This is a genomic window from Enterobacter cloacae complex sp. 2022EL-00981 (assembly GCF_028737495.1).
GTDB lineage: Bacteria > Pseudomonadota > Gammaproteobacteria > Enterobacterales > Enterobacteriaceae > Enterobacter > Enterobacter cloacae.
The window spans coordinates 20,581-43,426 of the sequence record NZ_JAQZRK010000003.1 but is presented as its reverse complement, the minus strand read 5'-3'; the positions used below and the strand labels follow the sequence as shown (position 1 = coordinate 43,426).

Below are 22,846 nucleotides of genomic sequence, written 5' to 3'. Positions count from 1 at the left end.
GGGTTCTTAATCATCTGATAGTGAAAACAAGCCCAACATCTTAGAGCAAAGTGGCGTCGTCTTAAACAAGCAAAAAGCCCCGACGATGAAACTGTCAGGGCTTTCAGAAGTAACGCACTGAAAATATTAATGCGGCAGTACGTCCTGAGGAAGATTGTAGAGCTGCGCCAGGGTGACGACATTATCGCTGGCCCCGTGAAGCATTACGGTTGCCCCCTGCTTTTTCCCCACGGCAATGAGGTGGGCAAGCAGCGCCACCCCAGCCGTATCTACCCGCGTGACGCCGCTCAAATCGATCAGCGTAACGCCCTGCATGGCGTCATGGCGTTTATCCCATAACGGGTTGAGCAGATCCTGATCGAGTTCACCGGACAGCTTTAATGTTTCGCCCTCACGCGACCAGCTCAGTTGCTGCGACATTACTTCTTCTCATCCAGGGTGATTTTCTGGCGAGAGATAGACTGCAGCTGGGCGGTCAGGCCATCAATGCCTTTGGTACGCAGCAGGTCGCTCCACTCATTCTGTTTAGTCGTGATCATGCTCACCCCTTCGGCGATCATGTCATACGCCTGCCAGTTGCCGGTCTGGCTGTTTTTACGCCACTGGAAATCCAGGCGAACCGGTGGACGACCGTTAGGATCGATGATCGTGACGCGAATAGGCACAATGGTGGCATCACCCAGCGGCTGTTCCGGTGCAATCTGGTAGGTCTGGCCGTGGTACATCGCCAGCGCCTGGCCGTAAGCCTGTTTCAGGTATTCACGGAAGGCAGCAAAGTAGGCTTCACGCTGCGCAGGGGTAGCGTCTTTGTAATAACGCCCCAGCACCAGCGCACCGGCATATTTGATCTGCACATACGGCAGCAGCTCCTGATCGACCACGTCACGCAGATAATCAGGATTAGAACGAATTTTAGGCTGTTCGTTTTTAAGACGATCGAAGGTTTTCTTCGCGGCTTCGTCCATCAGTTTGTACGGGTTGCTCTGATCCGCGGCGTGTGCTGCCGTGAGAGGGGCAATAACCAGCATGGCAACCATTAACAGTCGTTTAAACATGAATGACTTCTCCTGATATTAATTCGTCGTGCCAGGTGTCGGTGCGACGTTGGTATGATCTTCAGTCTGCGCAGGGGCAGCATCGAACTTTTTATCATCTCCCTTACTGTTGTAAAGGAACTGACCAATCATGTCCTCCAGCACCATCGCGGACTTGGTATCCTGGATGACGCTACCGTCTTTAAGGATAGTCGTTCCAAGCTCAGGATCTTCAAAGCCAACGTTCAATGCCAGATATTGTTCGCCCAGCAGGCCGGAGGTGCGGATAGAAAGCGAGCTGGTATCCGGGATATGGTTGTAACGCTCTTCAATATCCATCGCCACGCGCGGCAGATAGGTTTTTTCATCAAGCGTAATGTCAGCCACACGGCCAATAACCACACCGCCAATACGCACAGGAGAGCGCGCCTTCAGCCCTCCGATATTGTCGAAAGTGGCATAGATGCGATAAGTCGGTTCGGTACGCACTGAGGTGATATCCGCCGCTCTCAGGCAGATAAACAGTGCGGCAAGCAGTGCCAGCAACAGGAACACGCCGACCCAAATTTCATTTTTTCTCGTTTGCATGAACTCAATTCCCAAACATCAGTGCGGTGAGCACAAAATCCAGACCCAGTACGGCCAGCGACGAATGTACGACAGTACGTGTAGTTGCACGGCTAATGCCCGCCGACGTCGGGATGGCATCGTAACCATTAAATAACGCAATCCAGGTGACCGTAATGGCAAATACCACGCTTTTAATCAAACAGTTAACCAGATCCATTCGCAGATCGATGGCGTCCTGCATGGCAGACCAGAAGAAACCGGCATCAATGCCTTTCCAGTGAACGCCCACCAGCGAACCGCCCCAGATACCGACGGCCACAAACAGGATAGTCAGCAACGGTAAGGAGATAACCCCTGCCCAGAAACGGGGCGAGATAACACGCCGCAACGGATCGACCGCCATCATTTCCATACTGGAAAGCTGCTCGGTGGCACGCATCAGACCAATCTCTGCGGTGAGTGCCGACCCCGCGCGTCCGGCAAACAGCAGTGCCGCCACCACCGGCCCCAGTTCACGGAGCAGCGAAAGCGCCACCAGCATGCCGAGGCTGGTTTCCGCGCTGTAGGTCGTCAGCACAAGGTAGCCCTGCAGCCCCAGCACCATGCCGATAAACAGACCGGACACAATGATGATCAGCATCGACAGCACGCCGACGTTATAGAGTTGCCGTACCAGTAAAGGCGCGTGCTTGCGCAACTCCGGCTTGCCGACCAGCGCGTTGAACAACATCAATCCGGCGCGCCCGAACGTCCTGATGGTTTTTATGCCACGGTGTCCAAGAGCGGCCAACGCATTTAACAGCATGAGTGGCTTAACTCCCTATTCCCAATAAATCGTCACGATAGTCGCCCGCAGGGTAGCGGAACGGCACAGGCCCATCCGCAATACCGTCGAGGAACTGCCGTACTCGCGGATCGCAGTTTTCCTGCAACGCCTGGGCGCTGCCGTGCGCGACGATCCTTTTGTCTGCCACAATGTAGGCATAGTCGGCAATACTCAACACTTCCGGCACATCGTGAGACACCACAATGCAGGTGACGCCGAGCGCGCTGTTCAATTCAGAGATGAGCTTCACCAGCACGCCCATCGTAATTGGATCCTGTCCGACAAACGGTTCGTCGAACATGATTAAATCGGGTTCCAGCGCAATGGCTCTCGCCAGCGCGGCACGGCGCGCCATGCCACCAGACAGCTCTGACGGCATCAGCTTTGCGGCGCCACGCAGCCCTACCGCCTCCAGCTTCATCATTACCGTGCTTTTCAGCAGCTCTGGCGGAAGCTGCGTATGCTCGCGCAGCGGATAGGCAACATTATCAAAGACGTTCATGTCGGTGAACAAGGCTCCCGACTGAAAGAGCATGCTCATCCGCTTGCGCACAGTATACAGGCGCGACCGCGACATCTCCGGTACGTTTTCGCCGTCGAAGAGGATTTCACCGCTATCGGGTGGGATCTGCCCACCGATAAGTCGCAGCAGGGTCGTTTTACCGATCCCGGACGGTCCCATGATGGCTGTGATTTTGCCACGCGGCACGGTCAACGAAATATCATCAAATATCAATCTGTTGCCGCGAGAAAAGCTCACCCCACGGACATCGACTAAATTCGCCATCGTTTGGCTCATTTACGGTTCCTTTCTTACCCTGCTTCATGCGAAGCGTGAAGCTTAAATCAGCCCTAAACCCCACATTTTTACAGAATATTAGCCGTAGAGGTTAGCGAAAGCTGGCATTTGTTTTACTTTTCCGGCGCATAAAGTCAAAATTAGGAATTCGTTACGTCTTAGGCTGTATGCAGCGCTAACAATTCCCGCGCGGTGGACCGGCGAGTATACCTGAAGAAAGGACTTTTGATGCTTTTAGCAACAGCACTGTTAATAATTGGTTTACTTTTGGTGGTCTACAGTGCTGACCGTTTGGTGTTTGCTGCATCGATCCTGTGCCGCCTCACTGGCGTCCCACCTGTTGTCATCGGGATGACCGTGGTCAGTGTTGGAACCTCCCTGCCTGAAATCATCGTCTCTGTGACGGCATCGCTGCATGGTCAGATAGACCTTGCTGTTGGCACCGCGATTGGCTCTAACATCGTCAATATTCTGCTTATTCTGGGCCTGGCCGCGCTGCTCCATCCATTTCGCGTGCATTCTGATGTTCTGCGCCGGGAATTGCCGCTAATGTTGATCGTAAGCCTGTTGGCAGGATGCGTATTTTACGATGGCGTTCTGAGCTACAGTGACGGCATTTTCTTGCTGGCGCTGGCGGTCATCTGGCTGCTCTATAGTGTTAACATTGCCCGCCTGGCGGAAAAACAGGGTCAGGACAGCCTGACGCGTGAGCAGGTCGCCGAGCTACCGCGTGAAGGTACGCTGCCTGTTGCACTGCTCTGGCTGGGTGTCGCGTTGATCATTATGCCCATGGCAACACGGATGGTCGTGGATAACGCGACGGTACTGGCGAATTATTTCGCCATGAGCGAACTGACCATTGGCCTGACCGTGATCGCCATCGGCACCAGCCTGCCGGAGCTGGCCACGGCCATTGCCGGGGCACGTAAAGGTGAAGATGACATCGCCATCGGCAATATTATCGGCTCGAACATCTTCAATATTGCCATCGTCATGGGCCTGCCAGCCCTGATAACGCCCGGGCCGTTTAACCCGCTGGCCTTCTCACGTGATTACGGGGTGATGTTGCTGGTAAGCGTTATCTTTGCCCTGCTCTGCTGGCGGCGGCAACGACAGATCGGCAAAGGCGCAGGCGCGCTGCTGACGGGTGGATTTATCGTATGGATGGCGATGCTGTACTGGCTTTCGCCTCTTCTCTCTGGGTAAACGGAAACGCATTATGTCGCAAATAGAATTGCAGCCGGGTTTTGACTTTCAGAAAGCAGGCAAAGACGTTCTGGAGATTGAACGTGAAGGTCTGGCGCAGTTAGATCAGTACATTAATCAGGATTTTAGTCTGGCCTGTGAGAAGATGTTCTACTGTGCCGGTAAAGTCGTGGTAATGGGGATGGGCAAGTCCGGCCACATTGGCCGCAAAATGGCCGCCACTTTCGCCAGCACCGGCACCTCCTCCTTCTTTGTACATCCAGGAGAAGCGGCACACGGCGATCTGGGCATGGTGACGCCGCAGGATGTCGTCATTGCGCTGTCAAACTCCGGGGAGTCCAACGAGATCCTGGCGCTGATACCGGTTCTGAAGCGGCTGCAGGTCCCGCTCATTTGCATGACCAGCCGCCCGGAAAGCAGCATGGCACGTGCGGCGGATATTCACCTGTGCGTGAAAGTGCCGAAAGAGGCCTGCCCACTGGGTCTCGCGCCAACATCCAGCACCACCGCAGCGCTGGTAATGGGCGACGCGCTTGCCGTTGCGCTCCTTGAAGCCCGCGGTTTTACCCCTGAAGATTTCGCGCTTTCCCATCCTGGCGGTGCGCTGGGTCGGAAACTGCTGCTGCGGGTTAACGATATTATGCATACTGGCGATGAGATCCCTCACGTCAGTAAAGAGGCCTCCCTGCGTGATGCGCTGCTGGAAATCACCCGTAAAAACCTGGGCATGACGGTGGTGTGTGACGATCTGATGAAGATCGAAGGGATTTTCACCGACGGTGACCTGCGTCGCGTGTTCGACATGGGCGTGGATGTTCGCACGCTGGGTATTGCCGATGTGATGACGCCCGGCGGGATTCGCGTTCGCCCGGGCACGCTGGCGGTGGATGTACTGAACCTGATGCAGTCCCGACATATCACCTCAGTGATGGTTGCCGATGGCGACCAGTTGCTGGGTGTGGTACATATGCATGATCTGCTGCGCGCAGGCGTAGTGTAATGAAGGATAAGACAATGAGTAATGCGGGTGCATCCCTTGCAACCTGTTATGGTCCGGTCAGTGCCCACGTGATGGCAAAGGCAGAAAATATTCGCCTGCTGATTCTGGATGTGGACGGCGTACTGTCCGATGGCCTGATTTACATGGGCAATAATGGTGAAGAGCTGAAAGCGTTCAACGTTCGCGATGGCTACGGTATTCGTTGTGCGCTCACATCGGGTATCGAGGTTGCCATCATCACCGGGCGAAAAGCTAAACTGGTAGAAGATCGCTGTGAAACGTTGGGCATTACCCATCTGTATCAGGGACAGTCCGATAAGATGGCTGCTTTCAATGATTTACTGGGTAAACTGTCTATCGCGCCAGAACATGTGGCCTATGTCGGGGACGACCTGATCGACTGGCCGGTAATGGCTGAGATTGGCCTGAGTGTCGCGGTTGCGGATGCGCATCCGCTGCTGATCCCGCGTGCTGATTATGTTACCCACATCAACGGTGGCCGTGGTGCCGTACGTGAAGTCTGCGATCTGCTTCTGCTGGCGCAGGGCAAGCTTGATGAGGCCAAAGGGCAATCGATATGAGTAAAACCAGACGTTGGGTTATCATTCTGCTTTCGCTTGTCGCACTGATACTGATTGGCGTGAACCTTGCCGATCGTGACGATACGCAAACGGAAGTGATCAACAATAACGATCCAACCTATAAAAGCGATCACAGTGATACCGTAGTCTATAGCCCGGAAGGTGCGCTGAACTATCGCCTGATTGCCCAGCACGTTGAATATTTTTCAGATGACGGTATTTCGTGGTTTACCCAGCCGGTCATGACGACGTTTGATAAGGACAAAGTGCCGACGTGGTCGATTAAGTCTGACCGGGCAAAACTGACGAATGACCGTATGCTTTATCTTTATGGCCATGTTGAAGTCAACGCCCTGACCGCTGACTCACAACTGCGCAAAATTACGACAGATAATGCCCAGATCAACCTGGTTACTCAGGATGTGACGTCGCAGGATCTGGTCACTCTGTACGGCACAACATTTAATTCCAGCGGTTTAAGAATGCGCGGGAACTTACGCAGCAAAAACGCCGAGCTGATTGAAAAGGTTAGAACCTCCTATGAAATTCAAAACAAACAAACTCAGCCTTAAAGTAATTATCGCCAGCGCGATGCTGGCGGCCAGTCTTCCCGCGCTTGCTGTTACTGGCGATACCGAACAGCCGATCCATATCGAGTCCGATACGCAGTCTCTTGATATGCAGGGTAATGTCGTTACCTTTACCGGCAACGTGGTCATGACCCAGGGCACCATCAAGATTAACGCCGATAAGGTGGTCGTTACCCGTCCAGGTGGCGAACAGGGCAAAGAGATCATTGATGGCTACGGCAACCCGGCCACGTTCTACCAGATGCAGGACAACGGCAAGCCAGTGAAGGGCCATGCCAGCCACATGCATTATGAATTGGCGAAAGATCTGGTCATCCTTACCGGTAACGCCTATCTGGAACAGCTCGACAGCAATATCACCGGCGATAAGATCACCTATCTGGTGAAAGAGCAAAAAATGCAGGCCTCCAGCGAGAAAGGCAAGCGCGTCACCACCGTGTTAGTGCCGTCTCAGCTGCAGGACAAAGGCAAGGGCCAGGCCCCGGCACAGAAGAAGAGTAACTAATTCGTTATGGCAACATTAACTGCAAAAAATCTCGCGAAGGCCTATAAGGGCCGCCGTGTCGTGGAAGATGTCAGTCTGACCGTCAACTCCGGCGAAATTGTAGGCCTGCTTGGTCCAAACGGTGCAGGTAAAACCACGACCTTCTACATGGTCGTGGGTATTGTCCCACGCGATGCCGGTAACATCATCATTGATGATGAAGACATCAGCCTTCTGCCACTGCATGCGCGCGCACGCCGTGGTATTGGCTACCTGCCGCAGGAAGCCTCCATTTTCCGTCGCCTGAGCGTCTTCGATAACCTGATGGCCGTTCTGCAAATTCGTGACGACCTGACCAGCGAACAGCGTCAGGATCGCGCCAACGAGCTGATGGAAGAGTTTCACATTGAGCACCTGCGCGATAGCCTCGGTCAGGCGCTGTCCGGAGGGGAACGCCGCCGTGTAGAAATTGCACGTGCGTTGGCAGCAAACCCGAAGTTCATCCTGCTGGATGAACCGTTTGCAGGCGTTGACCCCATCTCCGTTATCGACATTAAACGTATTATTGAGCATCTGCGTGACAGCGGTCTTGGCGTGTTGATTACTGACCACAACGTCCGTGAAACACTGGCCGTATGTGAACGTGCGTATATCGTGAGCCAGGGCAACCTGATCGCCCACGGCACGCCACAGCAGATCCTCGAAGATGATCATGTTAAGCGCGTCTATCTTGGGGAAGACTTCAGACTCTGATAGGGTAGAGGTAACGTAACGCCGAACCGGAGAAAAATGCTCTGAACATGAAGCAAGGTTTGCAATTAAGGCTCAGCCAACAACTGGCGATGACGCCGCAGTTACAGCAGGCGATTCGCCTGTTGCAACTGTCCACATTAGAACTCCAGCAGGAGCTCCAGCAAGCGCTGGACAGCAATCCGCTGCTGGAGCAAGCCGATCTTCATGACGAGGTAGACACTCAGCAATCACAGGACACGGAAGCCCTCGATACCGCCGATGCACTCGAACAAAAAGAGATGCCGGACGAGCTTCCGCTGGATGCCAGCTGGGATGAAATCTACACCGCCGGAACCCCTTCCGGCACGCGTGCAGACTACCAGGACGATGAGCTACCGGTCTATCAGGGTGAAACCACCCAGTCACTACAGGATTACCTGATGTGGCAGGTGGAGCTAACCCCTTTCTCCGATACCGATCGCGCGATTGCCACCTCCATCGTCGATGCCGTTGACGACACCGGCTATCTGACCGTCACGCTGGACGATATTCTGGAAAGCATGGGCGATGACGAGATTGAACTTGAAGAGATAGAAGCCGTTCTGAAGCGCATTCAGCGTTTCGACCCGGTGGGCGTAGCAGCGAAAGACCTGCGCGACTGTCTGCTGATCCAGCTTTCGCAGTTCAGCAAAGAGACGCCCTGGATCGATGAAGCCCGCTTAATCATCAGCGATCATCTGGATCTGCTGGCTAACCATGATTTCCGTACCCTGATGCGCGTTACGCGTCTGAAAGAAGAGGTGCTGAAAGAGGCGGTTAACCTGATTCAGTCGCTCGATCCTCGCCCCGGCCAGTCGATCCAGACCAGTGAGCCTGAATACGTCATACCTGACGTGCTGGTCAGAAAACACAACGGCCGCTGGGTCGTTGAACTCAATTCAGACAGCATTCCTCGCCTGCAAATCAATCAGCAATATGCCTCCATGTGCACCAGCGCACGTAACGACGCCGACAACCAGTATATTCGTAGCAATCTGCAGGAAGCGCGTTGGTTAATCAAAAGCCTGGAGAGCCGCAATGATACGCTGTTGCGGGTGAGCCGCTGTATCGTCGAACAACAGCAGGCTTTCTTTGAGCAGGGCGAAGAGTATATGAAACCGATGGTGCTGGCGGATATCGCCCAGGCCGTCGAGATGCATGAATCAACGATTTCCCGCGTGACCACGCAGAAGTATCTGCACAGTCCTCGCGGTATATTTGAGCTTAAGTATTTCTTCTCCAGCCATGTGAATACCGAAGGCGGTGGCGAAGCCTCGTCAACGGCGATTCGTGCACTGGTGAAGAAGTTGATCGCCGCGGAGAACCCCGCGAAGCCACTGAGCGACAGTAAGTTAACCACCATGCTGTCCGACCAGGGTATTATGGTGGCACGTCGTACTGTTGCGAAGTATCGAGAGTCTTTATCCATTCCGCCGTCTAACCAGCGTAAACAGCTGGTCTGACACAACCGATAAGGAAGACACTATGCAGCTCAACATCACTGGACAAAACGTCGAAATTACTGAAGCCTTACGCGACTTTGTGAACACGAAATTCGCAAAACTCGAGCAGTATTTCGAAAGGATCAATCAGGTCTATATTGTGTTGAAAGTGGAGAAAGTGACTCATATCTCGGATGCAACCCTGCATGTCAATGGGGGCGAACTCCACGCCAGTGCGGAAGGGCAAGACATGTACGCTGCTATCGATGGCTTGATTGATAAGCTTGCAAGACAGCTCAATAAACATAAAGATAAACTGAAACAACACTAATTGTCCGGGCAGTTAACGGGTGCAGGAAGGCCTGTTGTGGAGCACAACAGGCCATTTGTACAGTTAGCGCTTAGGTGAAATTATGATGAACAACGATTCCGCTCTTCAATTGAGCAATGTCCTTAACCAGGAATGTACCCGCAGTGGCGTTCACTGCCAGAGCAAAAAACGTGCGCTGGAGATTATCAGTGAACTGGCCGCAAAACAGTTGGGCCTGCCACCGCAGGTCGTATTCGAAGCCATCCTGACCCGTGAAAAAATGGGCAGTACCGGTATCGGCAACGGCATTGCGATCCCGCATGGCAAACTGGAAGAGGACACCCTGCGTGCCGTCGGTGTGTTTGTGCAACTGGAAACGCCTATTGCCTTTGATGCCATCGATAACCAGCCCGTTGATCTCCTCTTCGCGCTGCTGGTTCCTGCCGATCAGACGAAAACCCATCTGCATACGCTTTCACTGGTCGCTAAACGCCTGGCCGATAAAACCATCTGCCGTCGACTGCGCTCAGCGCAAAGTGATGAAGAGCTTTATGAAATTATCACTGAAGCAGAAGGCAGTCAGGATGAGGCATAACCAGGAGATGGCCTTCACATCTGTTGTCCTGAGGAGAAACGGAACATGGTGCTGATGATTGTCAGTGGCCGTTCAGGGTCGGGGAAATCCGTCGCCCTGCGCGCGCTGGAAGACATGGGTTTTTACTGCGTAGATAACCTGCCGGTGGTACTGCTGCCCGAGCTGGCACGCACCCTTGCAGACAGACAAATCTCTGCCGCCGTCAGCATCGACGTCCGTAACATGCCTGAATCGCCAGAAATCTTTGAACAGGCGATGAGCAACCTGCCGGACACCTTTTCACCTCAGTTGCTGTTCCTTGATGCGGACCGCAACACGCTGATCCGTCGCTACAGCGATACCCGTCGTTTGCACCCGCTTTCCAGCAAGAACCTCTCTCTGGAGAGCGCAATCGACGAAGAGAGCGACCTGCTGGAGCCCCTGCGCTCACGTGCCGATTTGATTGTCGACACCTCCGAAATGTCCGTTCACGAGCTGGCAGAAATGCTGCGTACCCGTTTACTGGGCAAACGCGAGCGTGAACTGACAATGGTGTTTGAGTCATTCGGCTTTAAGCACGGCATTCCTATCGATGCGGATTATGTTTTCGACGTGCGCTTCCTGCCAAACCCGCACTGGGATCCGAAACTGCGTCCAATGACCGGTCTGGATAAACCCGTCGCGGCGTTCCTCGACAGGCACACAGAAGTTCACAATTTTATCTACCAGACGCGAAGCTACCTTGAGCTATGGTTACCTATGCTGGAGACAAACAATCGTAGCTATCTGACGGTGGCGATTGGCTGTACCGGCGGTAAACATCGTTCGGTCTATATCGCCGAACAGCTGGCCGACTATTTCCGTTCACGCGGAAAGAACGTTCAGTCCCGTCATCGCACGCTGGAAAAACGTAAAACATGACCGTAAAACAAACCGTTGAGATCACCAATAAGCTGGGCATGCACGCCCGCCCGGCAATGAAGCTGTTTGAACTGATGCAGGGTTTCGATGCGGAAGTTCTGCTGCGAAATGATGAAGGGACCGAAGCGGAAGCAAACAGCGTCATTGCGCTGCTGATGCTGGACTCCGCCAAAGGTCGCCAGATTGAAGTCGAAGCCACCGGCCCACAGGAAGAGGAAGCGCTGGCGGCGGTGATTGCGCTGTTTAACGCCGGGTTTGACGAGGATTAATTTCAGCCCCGCTGGCGGGTGGCGCTGCGCTTACCCGCCCTACATCAGCTTATTACGCTGCATAAACCCTTCCCCGCCTAACTGACGCATCTGGCGCATGATCCACGCCTGACGGCTTCGCACGTACCCGGACGGGGCATTAGCCTTAAAGCGGATGGGATTAGGCAAGACGGCAGCCAGGAGCGCCGCTTCGGACATACTCAGTTGGCTGGCCGGTTTATTGAAATAGCGCTGCGCGGCGGCCTCCACACCAAACACGCCATCGCCAAACTCAGCAATATTGAGATAGACGGTCAGAATGCGTTTTTTGCTCCAGACCGTTTCCATCCCCAGCGTCAACCCCGCTTCCAGCCCTTTTCGTACCCAGCTGCGACCGTCCCACAGGAACAGATTCTTTGCGGTTTGCTGCGATAATGTCGATGCCCCACGGACGCGGTTTTCGTGGCGTTCATTGTGCGCCAGCGCCTTCTCGATTGCCGCCACGTCAAACCCCCAGTGTTCCGGGAATTTCTGATCCTCTGCCGCAATGACCGCCAGCCCCATAAAAGGTGAGATCTCATCCATACTTACCCAGTCCGAGTGGGCCACATAGCTGAAATCACCGCTGAGCCATGCCCCAAGCTGACGCTCGACCATCACGGCCGAAAACGGGACCGGCATAATGCTGAATAAGGCGAGTCCGCCGCCCCAGAATACCGCGAGCACGAGAACGATGCGCAACAGGGCGCGTTTCACCCACGCGCCTGCGCCGAATTTACGACTCATTCAGTCAACACCAGCACTCTGGCCACCAGTTTTTCGATGCCTGCAGCGGCCTCGGCAATATTCTGCGCCAGCATCCAGGCAGGCGTGGTAACGACCTTGTTGTCTTCATCCACCACAATGTCATCCACCGGACAAGGTACGTGCTCGCCGCCCATCTCCTCGATGATTTCTGCTGTATCAATATCGGTGCCGATTGTCAGCCGCAGCGGGAAATCAAAAATTTTAGGCAGCATTGCCGGCGCGATACAGATAAAGCCCTGCGGTTTACCTGCCGCGTGCATTGCTTGCGACAGCGCTTTTAAATGGGGATCGTTCTGACACGCCGCCCCTTCTGAAGCAAAGGTACTGAGATTTTTGGCCGCCCCAAACCCGCCCGGCACGATTAACGCATCGAGCTCAGCGGCGTCCGCCTGAATAAGGGGGTGGACATCGCCACGCGCAATACGCGCCGCTTCAATCAGTACGTTACGGGTTTCCGCCATGGCCTCTCCGGTCAGATGATTAATCACATCTGCCTGCTTTTTGTCTGGCGCGAAACAGATCGCTTCCGCCCCCTGTCTTGCCAGGGCCAGCAGCGTAATGACGGCTTCATGAATTTCTGAACCATCGTAAACACCGCATCCGCTCAGTACGACACCAACCTTTTTCATCCTGACGTTCCTTCTTTGCAACTTGCTGAAGCACATAATTAATTTTGATTAAAACGCTATGCTTCACACATTTCACTGATTCATGTAACAAACCATTTAAGATTTGCTATCTTATCTGCGTGCGGCCTAAATTTTCAGGCGGCGCCCATGCGAAAACAACACGAAAAATCAGGCGCAGCCACGATTTCCCTGGTGTTGGCGCAGTATTCGCGCACCCCGGTTAAGCCGGGGTCATTTTTTTCTGGCATCCACCCAGGCTTTGAGCACCGCCACATCGTTCTGCCACTCTTGTTTCATCTCTTCGACCCAATCACCCACGTTATCTTCCCATGCCGGTAAATCAGGTGACTGAATCTGTTGTCCCAACTGCTGTAAGTGGCGTAACCCGACAGAGCCAGCAGCGCCTTTGATCTTATGCCCTTCTTCCACAATGCCTTTCTGATCGCGTGCGGTCAGGTTGGACTCCAGCACGCTCAGGTAGCCAGGCATCATTTTTTCGAACACGGCCAGACCATCGGTAATCAGTTTTGGGCCAACCAGGTCGATGTACTGCTCCAGCATCGCAGTATCCAGAATCGTTTGGGCCTTCGCGCTATCAACAGACGTCATGGTGCTCTCCTCTTCATCATGGGTATCCCAGAACTTCTTGATCATGGCGGTCAGAGCAGGCACCGCCAGCGGCTTGCTGAGCACATCATCCATACCGGCATCGAGGTACTCTTTTTTATCTTTCAGGACGTTGGCCGTCAGCGCGACCAGCGGCGGCAGTTCATCGGCGGCATACTGCGTTGTCAGCGCACGGGAGATATCCAGCCCGGTCATGTCCGGCAGTTGAATATCCAGCAGGACGAGGTCATATTCGCCCGGTTTAAACATCTCCAGCGCGGCTTTACCGGTCATCGCCACGTCCACGCTGTTACCCAGTTTTTCCAGCACCGAGCGCGCCACAATCACGTTCAGCTCGATGTCTTCGACCAGCAGAACATGCAGCGCCGGGAGCGGCATATCGTCTTGTTCAAAGGTATCCTCAACCTCTTCTGCCACCGCCGGGGCATGCACCGTCAGCGTAAAGGTAGAGCCTTTGCCCGCCTGGCTGGCCACGGTGATATCACCGCCCATGCTCTTCGCGAGCCGTTTCGATACCGCCAGGCCAATGCCCGTGCCGGTAGCAGGCTTACCACCGTTGCTGTCCTTCACCTGATAATACATGGCAAAGATTTTGTCCTGCTCTTCCTGCGGAATGCCAATGCCTGAGTCTTCCACCTCAAAGTGCAGCATGTCTCCTTCGTCATAGCGGATACGCACCGCCACCTGCCCCTGCTGGGTAAATTTCACCGCGTTGCTGATCAGGTTCCAGAGGATTTGGCGCAGACGCGTGCCGTCCGTGACCACTTTGTGCGGCAGCGGCAGGGTTGGCTCCATGACAAAGCTCAGCCCCTTTTGCTGCGCCTGCAGGCCGGACAGGTTTTCCAGATCGGCAAGGAAGCTGGTGAAATCAACCGGCTGGTTATCAAGCTGGACTTTACGGCGCTCCATCTTATCCATGTCGATAATATCGTTGAAGATATTCCCCAGCGTGACCGCCGAGACATGGATCGTTTTGAGGTATTTTTCCTGCTCCGCCGTCAGGTCGGTGTCCAGCAGAATACGGCTTAAGCCGACGATGCCGTTCAACGGGGTACGCAGTTCATGGCTAATGGTGGAGATGAAAGTCGTCTTATCGCGGCTGGCGCGCTCAAGGGCATCCTGATAACGCTTACGCTCGGTGATATCGCGGCCAAAGCCCATCAGGCCGTGGCGTTTCCCGACGCGGTCGTAGTACGGCACTTTACGGATCTCAAAGCAGGCTTTACGCCCGTCCGGGTAATCCAGCCACTGTTCATAGGTCAGCGAGACGTTGTGGCGGAAGACTTTTTCGTCCGTCTCCATGACCTTGGCGGCCGCCTCTTCGGAGTACACATCCTGGGGTTTCAGGTGGATCAGCTGCTTTTCGCTTTTGCCGGTCAGCAGCTCCATCGCCCGGTTACAGCCGGAGAACTCTTTGTCTTCGTTACGGTAGAAAACCAGATCCGGAGAAGCATCAAGGAATGAACGCAGGAAAGAGGATTGCTGCTCAAGCTGGATCTGCGTCACCTCACGCTCTTTCATTTCGATTTTCAGCTGCTCAAGCGTCGCCTGACGCTCGGCTTCCGCCTTCTCACGATCTGAAATCTCCTGGTTAAGCTGGGCAATGTTGTCTTTCAGCTGGACGTTGAGCTTTAAATCACGCTCGCGCATCTCTTCCAGCTTATCAACCAGTTTTGACAGGCGCTGACGGGACTCTTCCAGTTGTTCAACGACGACGGAAAGAAAATAGACCGCCCAGGGGGTGATCAGCAAACCGAAGAAGATAGAGCGGATGACGTCAATACTCTCGACCTGACCATGCAACACCATGGTCACGGCCATTTGCACGACAATGGCCAGAACAACCAGCGCCAGCGCCAGCAGCATGGAGAAACGCACCAGCCCGAGCTTCATCATCAGGTCGACGTAGTACTGGGCAAGCATTCGAATTTGCTTCATAGAGGATCCCTTCACGACTTTATCGCTCAATAATACTCAAATTCGCGGCGGGACGTTGAAGGTTGTGAGAAAAAGTGCGGGGTGAAACAGGAGATTAGCCTCGCTTCCGGCTAACCGGAAGCGAGGAGAGGAGAATCAGGAGCGTTTTAGCAGCAGCCAGAGGCTGATCAGCAGGAAGCTGGCGCTCGGCAGCAGCGCACCAATAATTGGCGGAATGCCGTAAACCAGCGTCAGCGGGCCAAAGATCTGATCGAGGACGTAGAATACAAAGCCGAAGCTGATCCCGGTGACCACACGAACTCCCATCGGCACGCTACGCAGCGGGCCAAAAATAAACGACAGGGCCATCAGCATCATCACCGCCACGGACATCGGCTGGAAGATTTTGCTCCACATATTGAGCTGATAGCGCCCGGCATCCTGCCCGCTCGACTTCAGGTATTTGACGTAGTTGTGCAACCCGCTGATGGAGAGCGCGTCCGGATCCAGCGCCACCACCCCGAGTTTGTCCGGCGTGAGGTTGGTTTTCCACGTCCCGGACACCGTCTGAGAGCCGGTGATCTGTTTAGGGTTCGTCAGGTCAGACTCGTCAACTTGGGATAACCGCCACTGCTTGTGTTCGGGGTCAAACTTCGCTGACGATGCGTGACGTACAGACTGTAAACGACGCTCATCATTGAAGGCGTAAATACTCACGCCGCCCAGCTCATCATCCCCTTTCACGCGTTCGATATAGACGAAGTTCTGGCCATCTTTCGCCCATAACCCTTGCTGTGTAGAGAGCAGTGAACCGCCGTACATCGCCTGGGCACGATAGTTACGCGCCATCTGTTCGCCCTGCGGTGCCACCCACTCGCCAATCGCCATGGTCAGCAGCACCAGTGGGATCGCGGTTTTCATGACCGACAGCGCCACCTGCAAACGGGTAAAGCCCGATGCCTGCATCACAACCAGTTCGCTGCGCTGTGCCAGCATCCCCAGCCCCAGCAGCGCGCCCAGCAGGGCTGCCATCGGGAAGAAGATCTGCACATCTTTTGGCACGCTGAGCAGGGTATACATCCCTGCGCCCAGCGCGTCGTAGCTCCCTTGCCCGGCTTTTTTCAGCTGATCGACAAATTTAATAATGCCGGAGAGCGACACCAGCATGAACAACGTCATCATGATGGTGGTGAAAATGGTTTTACCGATATAGCGATCAAGAACGCCAAACGCCTGCATTAGATGGCTCCTTTACGCGAAAATCGGGCACGTATGCGGCGCACTGGCACCGTATCCCACAGGTTTAATCCCAGCGCCAGTAAGATGTACAGGCTGTTGACGAACCACGTCCAGACCATCGGGTCCAGCTTACCCTTCGCGCCGTTAGAACGAATCGAGGTTTGCAGCAGGAAGTAGATCAGGTACAGCAGCATCGCCGGCAGCATTGAGAGCACGCGCCCCTGACGCGGGTTCACCACGCTCAGCGGCACGACAATCAATGCCATCATAAATACGGTGAAGACGAGCGTAATACGCCAGTGGAACTCCGCACGCGCTCTGTCAGTATCAGTGTTCCACAGCGTACGCATATCCATTTGCTCGGTATCCGTTGGATCGAGCGCCACCGCCTGATGACCAATAATGGCCTGATAGTTCTGGAAATCCGTAATACGGAAGTCACGAAGCATCGCGGTGCCTTCAAAGCGGGTGCCTTTATTCAGCGTCACGACCTGGGAACCATCTTTGCGCTGCGCAAGCTGACCGGAGTCTGCCACCACCACCGATGGACGGGCGTTTCCTTTGGTCCGCAGCTGCGCCAGGAAGACGTCGTTGAATTTACTGCCGTCAACGCTCTCAATAAACAGCACTGAGTTTCCGTCGGTCGCCTGCTGGAACTGCCCCTGCGCTAATGCCGCCATACCGGGGTTCGCTTTTGCTTCAGCCAGCACTTCATCCTGATGACGAGAGGACATTGGGCCCGCCCACATCACATTCACCGCGGCGACGATACCCGTGAACAGCGCCAGTATCATGGCGGCTTTCACCAGAACAGCCTTGCTCAAACCACAGGCATGCATCACCGTGATTTCACTCTCGGTATAAAGCTTACCGAGCGTCATGAGCAGACCGAGGAAAAGACTTAGCGGCAGAATAAGCTGCGCCATTTCCGGGATCCCTAAACCAAGCAGGGAAAGCACCAGATTCGTTGGAATTTCGCCGTCAACGGCCGCACCGAGGATCTTGACCAGCTTCTGACAGAAAAAAATCAGCAGCAGGATGAAGAGGATCGCCAGTTGGCTTTTGAGCGTCTCCCGCACCAGATATCTTATGATTATCACTTTAAATACGCCCGTAAAAACCCGTCTCTTTGCTGGAAAATCGCTTGTTTCATGGCTTAAACGTCATTTATTCTCTTGAGTCGTCGAAATCATCGCTAAGATTAAAACACCCGGCGGATTCACGCTTCAGGACTTTTTCTGACGTGTCGAAACCGTAATAACGTAAGATTAACACGAAGTCACCACAACAGCGGACTTGAGTTACGAAAGGTTTCAATTCTATCCGTAGCAGCCGCTGTTGTCTTTAAGATTCAGGAGCGTAGTGCATGGAGTTCAGTGTAAAAAGCGGTAGCCCGGAGAAACAGCGGAGTGCCTGCATCGTTGTGGGCGTCTTTGAACCACGCCGACTCTCCCCGATCGCCGAGCAACTCGATAAAATCAGTGACGGCTACATTAGCGCCCTGCTGCGCCGTGGCGAACTGGAAGGCAAACCTGGGCAGACGCTGTTACTGCACCATGTTCCGAACGTGCTGTCCGAACGTATTCTGCTGATTGGCTGCGGTAAAGAGCGCGAGCTGGATGAACGTCAGTATAAGCAGGTGATTCAGAAAACAATTAATACCCTGAATGACACCGGCTCAATGGAAGCCGTTTGCTTCCTGACCGAACTGCACGTCAAAGGTCGTAACACCTACTGGAAAGTGCGCCAGGCTGTCGAAACCGCAAAAGAGAGCCTGTACAGCTTCGATCAGCTCAAGACCAACAAAAGCGAGCCGCGCCGTCCGCTGCGTAAAATGGTCTTTAACGTGCCAACCCGTCGCGAACTCACCAGCGGCGAGCGCGCCATCCAGCACGGTCTGGCGATTGCCGCCGGGATTAAAGCCGCAAAAGATCTGGGCAACATGCCGCCTAATATCTGTAACGCCGCCTATCTGGCCTCTCAGGCGCGCCAGCTGGCTGACTCCTACAGCAAGAATGTCATCACCCGCGTTATCGGCGAACAGCAGATGAAAGAGCTGGGTATGCACTCTTACCTGGCGGTGGGCAACGGCTCGCAGAACGAATCCCTGATGTCGGTTATCGAATACAAGGGCAATCCGTCAGAAGACGCGCGTCCTGTTGTGCTGGTTGGTAAAGGCCTGACCTTCGATTCCGGTGGTATCTCCATCAAGCCTTCTGAAGGCATGGATGAGATGAAGTACGACATGTGTGGTGCAGCGGCGGTGTATGGCGTGATGCGTATGGTGGCTGAACTTCAGTTACCGATTAACGTTATCGGCGTGCTGGCGGGCTGCGAAAACATGCCGGGTGGACGCGCTTATCGTCCGGGTGATGTCCTGACCACCATGTCCGGCCAGACCGTTGAGGTGCTGAACACCGATGCCGAGGGCCGTCTGGTGCTGTGCGACGTATTAACCTACGTTGAACGCTTCGAACCTGACGTGGTGATCGACGTGGCCACCCTGACCGGTGCCTGCGTGATCGCGCTGGGCCACCACATCACCGGCCTGATGTCGAACCACAATCCGCTGGCACACGAACTTATCGGCGCGTCCGAACAAGCCGGCGACCGCGCATGGCGTCTGCCATTGGGTGACGAATACCAGGAACAGCTGGAGTCTAACTTTGCGGACATGGCAAACATCGGCGGCCGTCCTGGTGGTGCCATCACCGCGGGCTGCTTCCTGGCACGCTTCACCCGCAAGTACAACTGGGCGCACCTGGATATTGCCGGCACCGCATGGCGCTCCGGAAAAGCCAAAGGCGCGACCGGTCGTCCGGTTGCGTTGCTGTCGCAGTTCCTGCTCAATCGCGCCGGATTTAATGGCGACGAGTAAGTCAAAACGGCAGTAAATCGTAGGCCGGGTAAGGCGAAGCCGCCACCCGGCTTAAGCATTTAAAGTGAGCACAAGAAGCCCCATATATGAAAAATGCAACGTTCTACCTTCTGGACAATGACACCCATCAGGATGGCCTCAGCGCCGTAGAACAGCTGGTGTGTGAAATTGCCGCAGAACGTTGGCGCGCAGGTAAACGGGTTCTGATTGCCTGTGAAGATGAACAGCAGGCGATTCGTCTTGACGAAGCGCTGTGGGCGCGCCCGCCGGAGAGTTTTGTACCGCATAACCTGTCTGGCGAAGGGCCGCGCGGCGGCGCACCGGTCGAGATAGCCTGGCCGCAAAAGCGCAACAGCAGCGCGCGCGATATTCTGATTAGCCTGCGGATAGATTTTGCAGATTTTGCCACCGCTTTCACAGAAGTGGTAGACTTTGTCCCTTACGAAGAATCCTTGAAACAACTGGCGCGCGAACGCTACAAAGCGTACCGCCTGGCTGGTTTTAACCTGAATACGGCAACCTGGAAATAATGGAAAAGACATATAACCCACGCGATATCGAACAGCCGCTTTACGAGCACTGGGAACAGCAGGGCTATTTCAAGCCTAACGGCGATGAAAGCAAAGAGTCCTTCTGCATCATGATCCCGCCGCCGAACGTCACCGGCAGTTTGCATATGGGTCATGCCTTCCAGCAGACCATCATGGATACCATGATCCGCTACCAGCGCATGCAGGGCAAAAACACCCTGTGGCAGGCGGGGACTGACCACGCGGGTATCGCGACCCAGATGGTGGTTGAGCGTAAGATTGCCGCTGAAGAGGGTAAAACCCGTCACGATTACGGTCGCGACGCCTTTATCGACAAAATCTGGCAGTGGAAAGCAGAATCTGGCGGCACCATTACCCGTCAGATGCGCCGTCTCGGTAACTCCGTAGACTGGGAGCGCGAGCGTTTCACCATGGACGAAGGCCTTTCCAACGCCGTAAAAGAAGTGTTCGTCCGTCTGTACAAAGAAGACCTGATTTACCGTGGCAAACGCCTGGTTAACTGGGACCCGAAACTGCGCACCGCGATCTCTGACCTGGAAGTGGAAAACCGCGAGTCTAAAGGCTCCATGTGGCACATCCGCTATCCGCTGGCAGACGGCGCGAAAACCGCAGACGGTAAAGATTACTTAGTGGTGGCGACCACCCGTCCGGAAACCCTGCTGGGCGATACCGGCGTGGCCGTTAACCCGGAAGATCCGCGTTATAAAGATCTGATTGGCAAATTCGTGGTGCTGCCGCTGGTGAACCGCCGCATTCCGATAGTGGGCGACGAACACGCCGACATGGAAAAAGGCACCGGCTGCGTGAAAATCACCCCGGCGCACGACTTCAACGACTACGAAGTGGGTCGTCGTCACGCCCTGCCGATGATCAACATTCTGACCTTCGACGGTGACATCCGTGAAAGCGCAGAAGTGTATGACACCAAAGGCAACGAATCCGACGTTTACTCAAGCGACATTCCGGCGGAGTTCCAGAAGCTGGAACGCTTTGCCGCGCGTAAAGCGATTGTGGCTGCCGTTGACGCACTCGGCCTGCTGGAAGAGATTAAACCTCACGATCTGACCGTGCCGTACGGCGACCGTGGTGGCGTAGTTATCGAGCCAATGCTGACCGACCAGTGGTATGTGCGTGCCGACGTGCTGGCAAAACCGGCTGTTGAAGCGGTTGAAAACGGCAGCATTCAGTTCGTGCCGAAGCAGTACGAAAACATGTACTTCTCCTGGATGCGCGATATTCAGGACTGGTGTATCTCCCGTCAGCTGTGGTGGGGTCACCGTATCCCGGCATGGTACGACAACGAAGGCAACGTATACGTTGGCCGCAGCGAAGATGAAGTGCGTCAGGAAAACAACCTGAGCGCAGACGTTGCCCTGCGTCAGGACGAAGACGTGCTGGATACCTGGTTCTCCTCCGCGCTGTGGACCTTCTCCACCCTCGGCTGGCCAGAGAACACCGACGCGCTGCGTCAGTTCCACCCAACCAGCGTGATGGTGTCCGGCTTCGATATCATCTTCTTCTGGATTGCCCGCATGATCATGATGACCATGCACTTTATTAAAGATGAAAACGGCAAGCCGCAGGTTCCGTTCCATACCGTCTATATGACCGGTCTTATCCGTGACGATGAAGGCCAGAAGATGTCCAAATCCAAGGGCAACGTCATTGACCCGCTGGATATGGTGGACGGGATCTCCCTGGAAGAGCTGCTGGAAAAACGCACCGGTAACATGATGCAGCCACAGCTGGCAGAGAAGATCCGCAAGCGCACCGAGAAACAGTTCCCGAACGGGATTGAATCTCACGGTACTGACGCCCTGCGTTTCACCCTGGCGGCGCTGGCCTCTACCGGTCGCGACATCAACTGGGACATGAAGCGTCTGGAAGGTTACCGTAACTTCTGTAACAAACTGTGGAACGCCAGCCGTTTCGTGCTGATGAACACCGAAGATCAGGATTGCGGCTTCAACGGCGGCGAGATGATCCTCTCTCTGGCCGACCGCTGGATCCTGGCGGAATTCAACCAGACGGTGAAAGCGTTCCGCGAGGCGCTGGACAGCTACCGCTTCGACATCGCGGCGGGCATTCTGTACGAATTCACCTGGAACCAGTTCTGTGACTGGTACCTGGAGCTGGCGAAGCCGGTCATGAACGGCGGAACGGAGGCAGAACTGCGCGGCACGCGTAACACGCTGATTACCGTGCTGGAAGGCCTGCTGCGTCTGGCGCACCCGATCATTCCATTTATCACCGAAACCATCTGGCAGCGTGTGAAAGCGATCGCGGGCATCAACGCCGACACCATCATGCTGCAGCCGTTCCCGGAATTCGATGCCGCTAAAGTGGATGAAGCTGCCTCAGCGGATACCGAGTGGCTGAAGCAGGCGATTGTCGCTGTACGTAACATCCGTGCAGAAATGAACATCGCCCCGGGCAAACCGCTGGAACTGCTCCTGCGCGGTTGCAGCGACGCGGCTGTTCGTCGTGTCACCGAGAACAATACCTTCCTGAAAACCATGGCGCGTCTGGAAAGCATCACCGTGCTGCCAGCCGATGACAAAGGTCCGGTCTCCGTGACGAAAATCATCGACGGCGCTGAGCTGCTGATCCCAATGGCGGGTCTCGTCGACAAAGACGCTGAGCTGGCACGTCTGGCAAAAGAAGTGGCAAAAGTCGACGTGGAAATTGGCAAAATCGAAAGCAAACTGGCGAACGAAGGCTTTGTCGCCCGCGCGCCGGAAGCGGTCATCGCCAAAGAGCGTGAACGCCTGGTTGCTTTCGCCGATGCGAAGACCAAGCTGATTGAGCAGCAGGCGGTGATTGCGGCCCTGTAATGCTTTTA

General features: G+C 54.8%; 24 protein-coding genes. 14 read left to right on the top strand and 10 right to left on the bottom strand.

The features are described from left to right. Positions 1-126 precede the first annotated feature (126 nt). Genes mlaB through mlaF form a run of 5 tightly spaced genes read right to left on the bottom strand, consistent with a single transcriptional unit; the run spans position 127 to position 3,229 of the window. Positions 127-420 carry a lipid asymmetry maintenance protein MlaB gene (gene mlaB / locus PUZ33_RS03725; RefSeq protein WP_023622313.1) on the bottom strand — a complete coding sequence of 98 codons (294 nt, stop codon included), beginning with the start codon at positions 418-420 and terminating at the stop codon, positions 127-129. Beyond that, complete coding sequence (gene mlaC, locus PUZ33_RS03720; RefSeq protein ID WP_013098933.1) at positions 420-1,055, bottom strand: phospholipid-binding protein MlaC; 636 nt, start codon at positions 1,053-1,055, stop codon at positions 420-422. Before mlaC ends, mlaB begins: the two co-directional genes overlap by 1 nt. Before the next feature lie 18 nt (positions 1,056-1,073). After that, positions 1,074-1,622: an outer membrane lipid asymmetry maintenance protein MlaD gene (mlaD, locus tag PUZ33_RS03715; protein ID WP_252107756.1), complete on the bottom strand. Its 549-nt coding sequence runs from the start codon at positions 1,620-1,622 to the stop codon at positions 1,074-1,076. Between the two features lie 4 nt (positions 1,623-1,626). Next, positions 1,627-2,409, bottom strand: coding sequence for a lipid asymmetry maintenance ABC transporter permease subunit MlaE (gene mlaE / locus PUZ33_RS03710; protein WP_038420698.1), 783 nt, complete (start codon positions 2,407-2,409; stop codon positions 1,627-1,629). 7 nt (positions 2,410-2,416) lie between these two features. Then, positions 2,417-3,229: a phospholipid ABC transporter ATP-binding protein MlaF gene (mlaF, locus tag PUZ33_RS03705; protein WP_020687352.1), complete on the bottom strand. Its 813-nt coding sequence runs from the start codon at positions 3,227-3,229 to the stop codon at positions 2,417-2,419. Positions 3,230-3,457: 228 nt separating this feature from the next. On the opposite strand from mlaF, the gene PUZ33_RS03700 reads away from it, so the two are divergent. From PUZ33_RS03700 to npr, 11 genes are all read left to right on the top strand, one after another. Then, positions 3,458-4,435 (top strand): calcium/sodium antiporter, encoded by a 978-nt coding sequence (locus tag PUZ33_RS03700; protein WP_013098936.1) that lies wholly within the window; start codon positions 3,458-3,460, stop codon positions 4,433-4,435. A 13-nt stretch (positions 4,436-4,448) separates the two neighbouring features. After that, positions 4,449-5,435 (top strand): arabinose-5-phosphate isomerase KdsD, encoded by a 987-nt coding sequence (gene kdsD / locus PUZ33_RS03695; RefSeq protein WP_014833452.1) that lies wholly within the window; start codon positions 4,449-4,451, stop codon positions 5,433-5,435. A gap of 14 nt (positions 5,436-5,449) precedes the next feature. Continuing rightward, a complete protein-coding gene (kdsC, locus tag PUZ33_RS03690; protein ID WP_029883391.1) occupies positions 5,450-6,016 on the top strand; it encodes a 3-deoxy-manno-octulosonate-8-phosphatase KdsC in 567 nt (188 codons plus the stop codon). Then, a complete protein-coding gene (gene lptC / locus PUZ33_RS03685; RefSeq protein WP_013098939.1) occupies positions 6,013-6,588 on the top strand; it encodes an LPS export ABC transporter periplasmic protein LptC in 576 nt (191 codons plus the stop codon). Before kdsC ends, lptC begins: the two co-directional genes overlap by 4 nt. Next, positions 6,557-7,111: a lipopolysaccharide ABC transporter substrate-binding protein LptA gene (gene lptA, locus PUZ33_RS03680; RefSeq protein ID WP_013098940.1), complete on the top strand. Its 555-nt coding sequence runs from the start codon at positions 6,557-6,559 to the stop codon at positions 7,109-7,111. The genes lptC and lptA overlap by 32 nt, the downstream gene beginning before the upstream one ends. 6 nt (positions 7,112-7,117) lie before the next feature. After that, a complete protein-coding gene (gene lptB / locus PUZ33_RS03675; RefSeq protein ID WP_013098941.1) occupies positions 7,118-7,843 on the top strand; it encodes an LPS export ABC transporter ATP-binding protein in 726 nt (241 codons plus the stop codon). A 47-nt stretch (positions 7,844-7,890) separates the two neighbouring features. Then, the gene (rpoN, locus tag PUZ33_RS03670) at positions 7,891-9,324 is read left to right on the top strand and encodes an RNA polymerase factor sigma-54 (protein WP_013098942.1); all 1,434 of its coding nucleotides are present in this window, start codon (positions 7,891-7,893) and stop codon (positions 9,322-9,324) included. Positions 9,325-9,346: 22 nt separating this feature from the next. After that, entirely contained in the window at positions 9,347-9,634 is a 288-nt protein-coding gene (hpf, locus tag PUZ33_RS03665) for a ribosome hibernation promoting factor (protein WP_013098943.1), read from the top strand. Positions 9,635-9,716: 82 nt separating this feature from the next. Continuing rightward, positions 9,717-10,208: a PTS IIA-like nitrogen regulatory protein PtsN gene (gene ptsN, locus PUZ33_RS03660; protein WP_013098944.1), complete on the top strand. Its 492-nt coding sequence runs from the start codon at positions 9,717-9,719 to the stop codon at positions 10,206-10,208. Between the two features lie 45 nt (positions 10,209-10,253). After that, entirely contained in the window at positions 10,254-11,108 is an 855-nt protein-coding gene (gene rapZ, locus PUZ33_RS03655) for an RNase adapter RapZ (protein ID WP_013098945.1), read from the top strand. After that, complete coding sequence (npr, locus tag PUZ33_RS03650; RefSeq protein WP_003861872.1) at positions 11,105-11,377, top strand: PTS phosphocarrier protein NPr; 273 nt, start codon at positions 11,105-11,107, stop codon at positions 11,375-11,377. The genes rapZ and npr overlap by 4 nt, the downstream gene beginning before the upstream one ends. Before the next feature lie 39 nt (positions 11,378-11,416). Here npr and mtgA read toward each other — a convergent pair whose 3' ends face one another. The 5 genes from mtgA to lptF form a co-directional block, all read right to left on the bottom strand. Next, a complete protein-coding gene (mtgA, locus tag PUZ33_RS03645) occupies positions 11,417-12,142 on the bottom strand; it encodes a monofunctional biosynthetic peptidoglycan transglycosylase (RefSeq protein WP_058680252.1) in 726 nt (241 codons plus the stop codon). After that, entirely contained in the window at positions 12,139-12,792 is a 654-nt protein-coding gene (elbB, locus tag PUZ33_RS03640; RefSeq protein WP_058680251.1) for an isoprenoid biosynthesis glyoxalase ElbB, read from the bottom strand. The genes mtgA and elbB overlap by 4 nt, the downstream gene beginning before the upstream one ends. A gap of 231 nt (positions 12,793-13,023) precedes the next feature. Beyond that, the gene (gene arcB, locus PUZ33_RS03635; protein ID WP_013098948.1) at positions 13,024-15,357 is read right to left on the bottom strand and encodes an aerobic respiration two-component sensor histidine kinase ArcB; all 2,334 of its coding nucleotides are present in this window, start codon (positions 15,355-15,357) and stop codon (positions 13,024-13,026) included. Positions 15,358-15,492: 135 nt separating this feature from the next. Beyond that, on the bottom strand, positions 15,493-16,575 hold the full coding sequence (gene lptG, locus PUZ33_RS03630; protein ID WP_013098949.1) for an LPS export ABC transporter permease LptG: 1,083 nt from the start codon (positions 16,573-16,575) through the stop codon (positions 15,493-15,495). Then, complete coding sequence (lptF, locus tag PUZ33_RS03625) at positions 16,575-17,675, bottom strand: LPS export ABC transporter permease LptF (protein WP_029883394.1); 1,101 nt, start codon at positions 17,673-17,675, stop codon at positions 16,575-16,577. The genes lptG and lptF overlap by 1 nt, the downstream gene beginning before the upstream one ends. Positions 17,676-17,941: 266 nt before the next feature. Here lptF and pepA point away from each other — a divergent pair, with 266 nt between their 5' ends. The 3 genes from pepA to PUZ33_RS03610 all read left to right on the top strand — a co-directional run bounded on the left by pepA (position 17,942) and on the right by PUZ33_RS03610 (position 22,838). Continuing rightward, positions 17,942-19,453, top strand: coding sequence for a leucyl aminopeptidase (pepA, locus tag PUZ33_RS03620; protein ID WP_013098951.1), 1,512 nt, complete (start codon positions 17,942-17,944; stop codon positions 19,451-19,453). Between the two features lie 86 nt (positions 19,454-19,539). Continuing rightward, complete coding sequence (gene holC, locus PUZ33_RS03615; protein WP_008502815.1) at positions 19,540-19,983, top strand: DNA polymerase III subunit chi; 444 nt, start codon at positions 19,540-19,542, stop codon at positions 19,981-19,983. Beyond that, the gene (locus tag PUZ33_RS03610) at positions 19,983-22,838 is read left to right on the top strand and encodes a valine--tRNA ligase (protein ID WP_013098952.1); all 2,856 of its coding nucleotides are present in this window, start codon (positions 19,983-19,985) and stop codon (positions 22,836-22,838) included. Before holC ends, PUZ33_RS03610 begins: the two co-directional genes overlap by 1 nt. Positions 22,839-22,846: the final 8 nt, after the last annotated feature.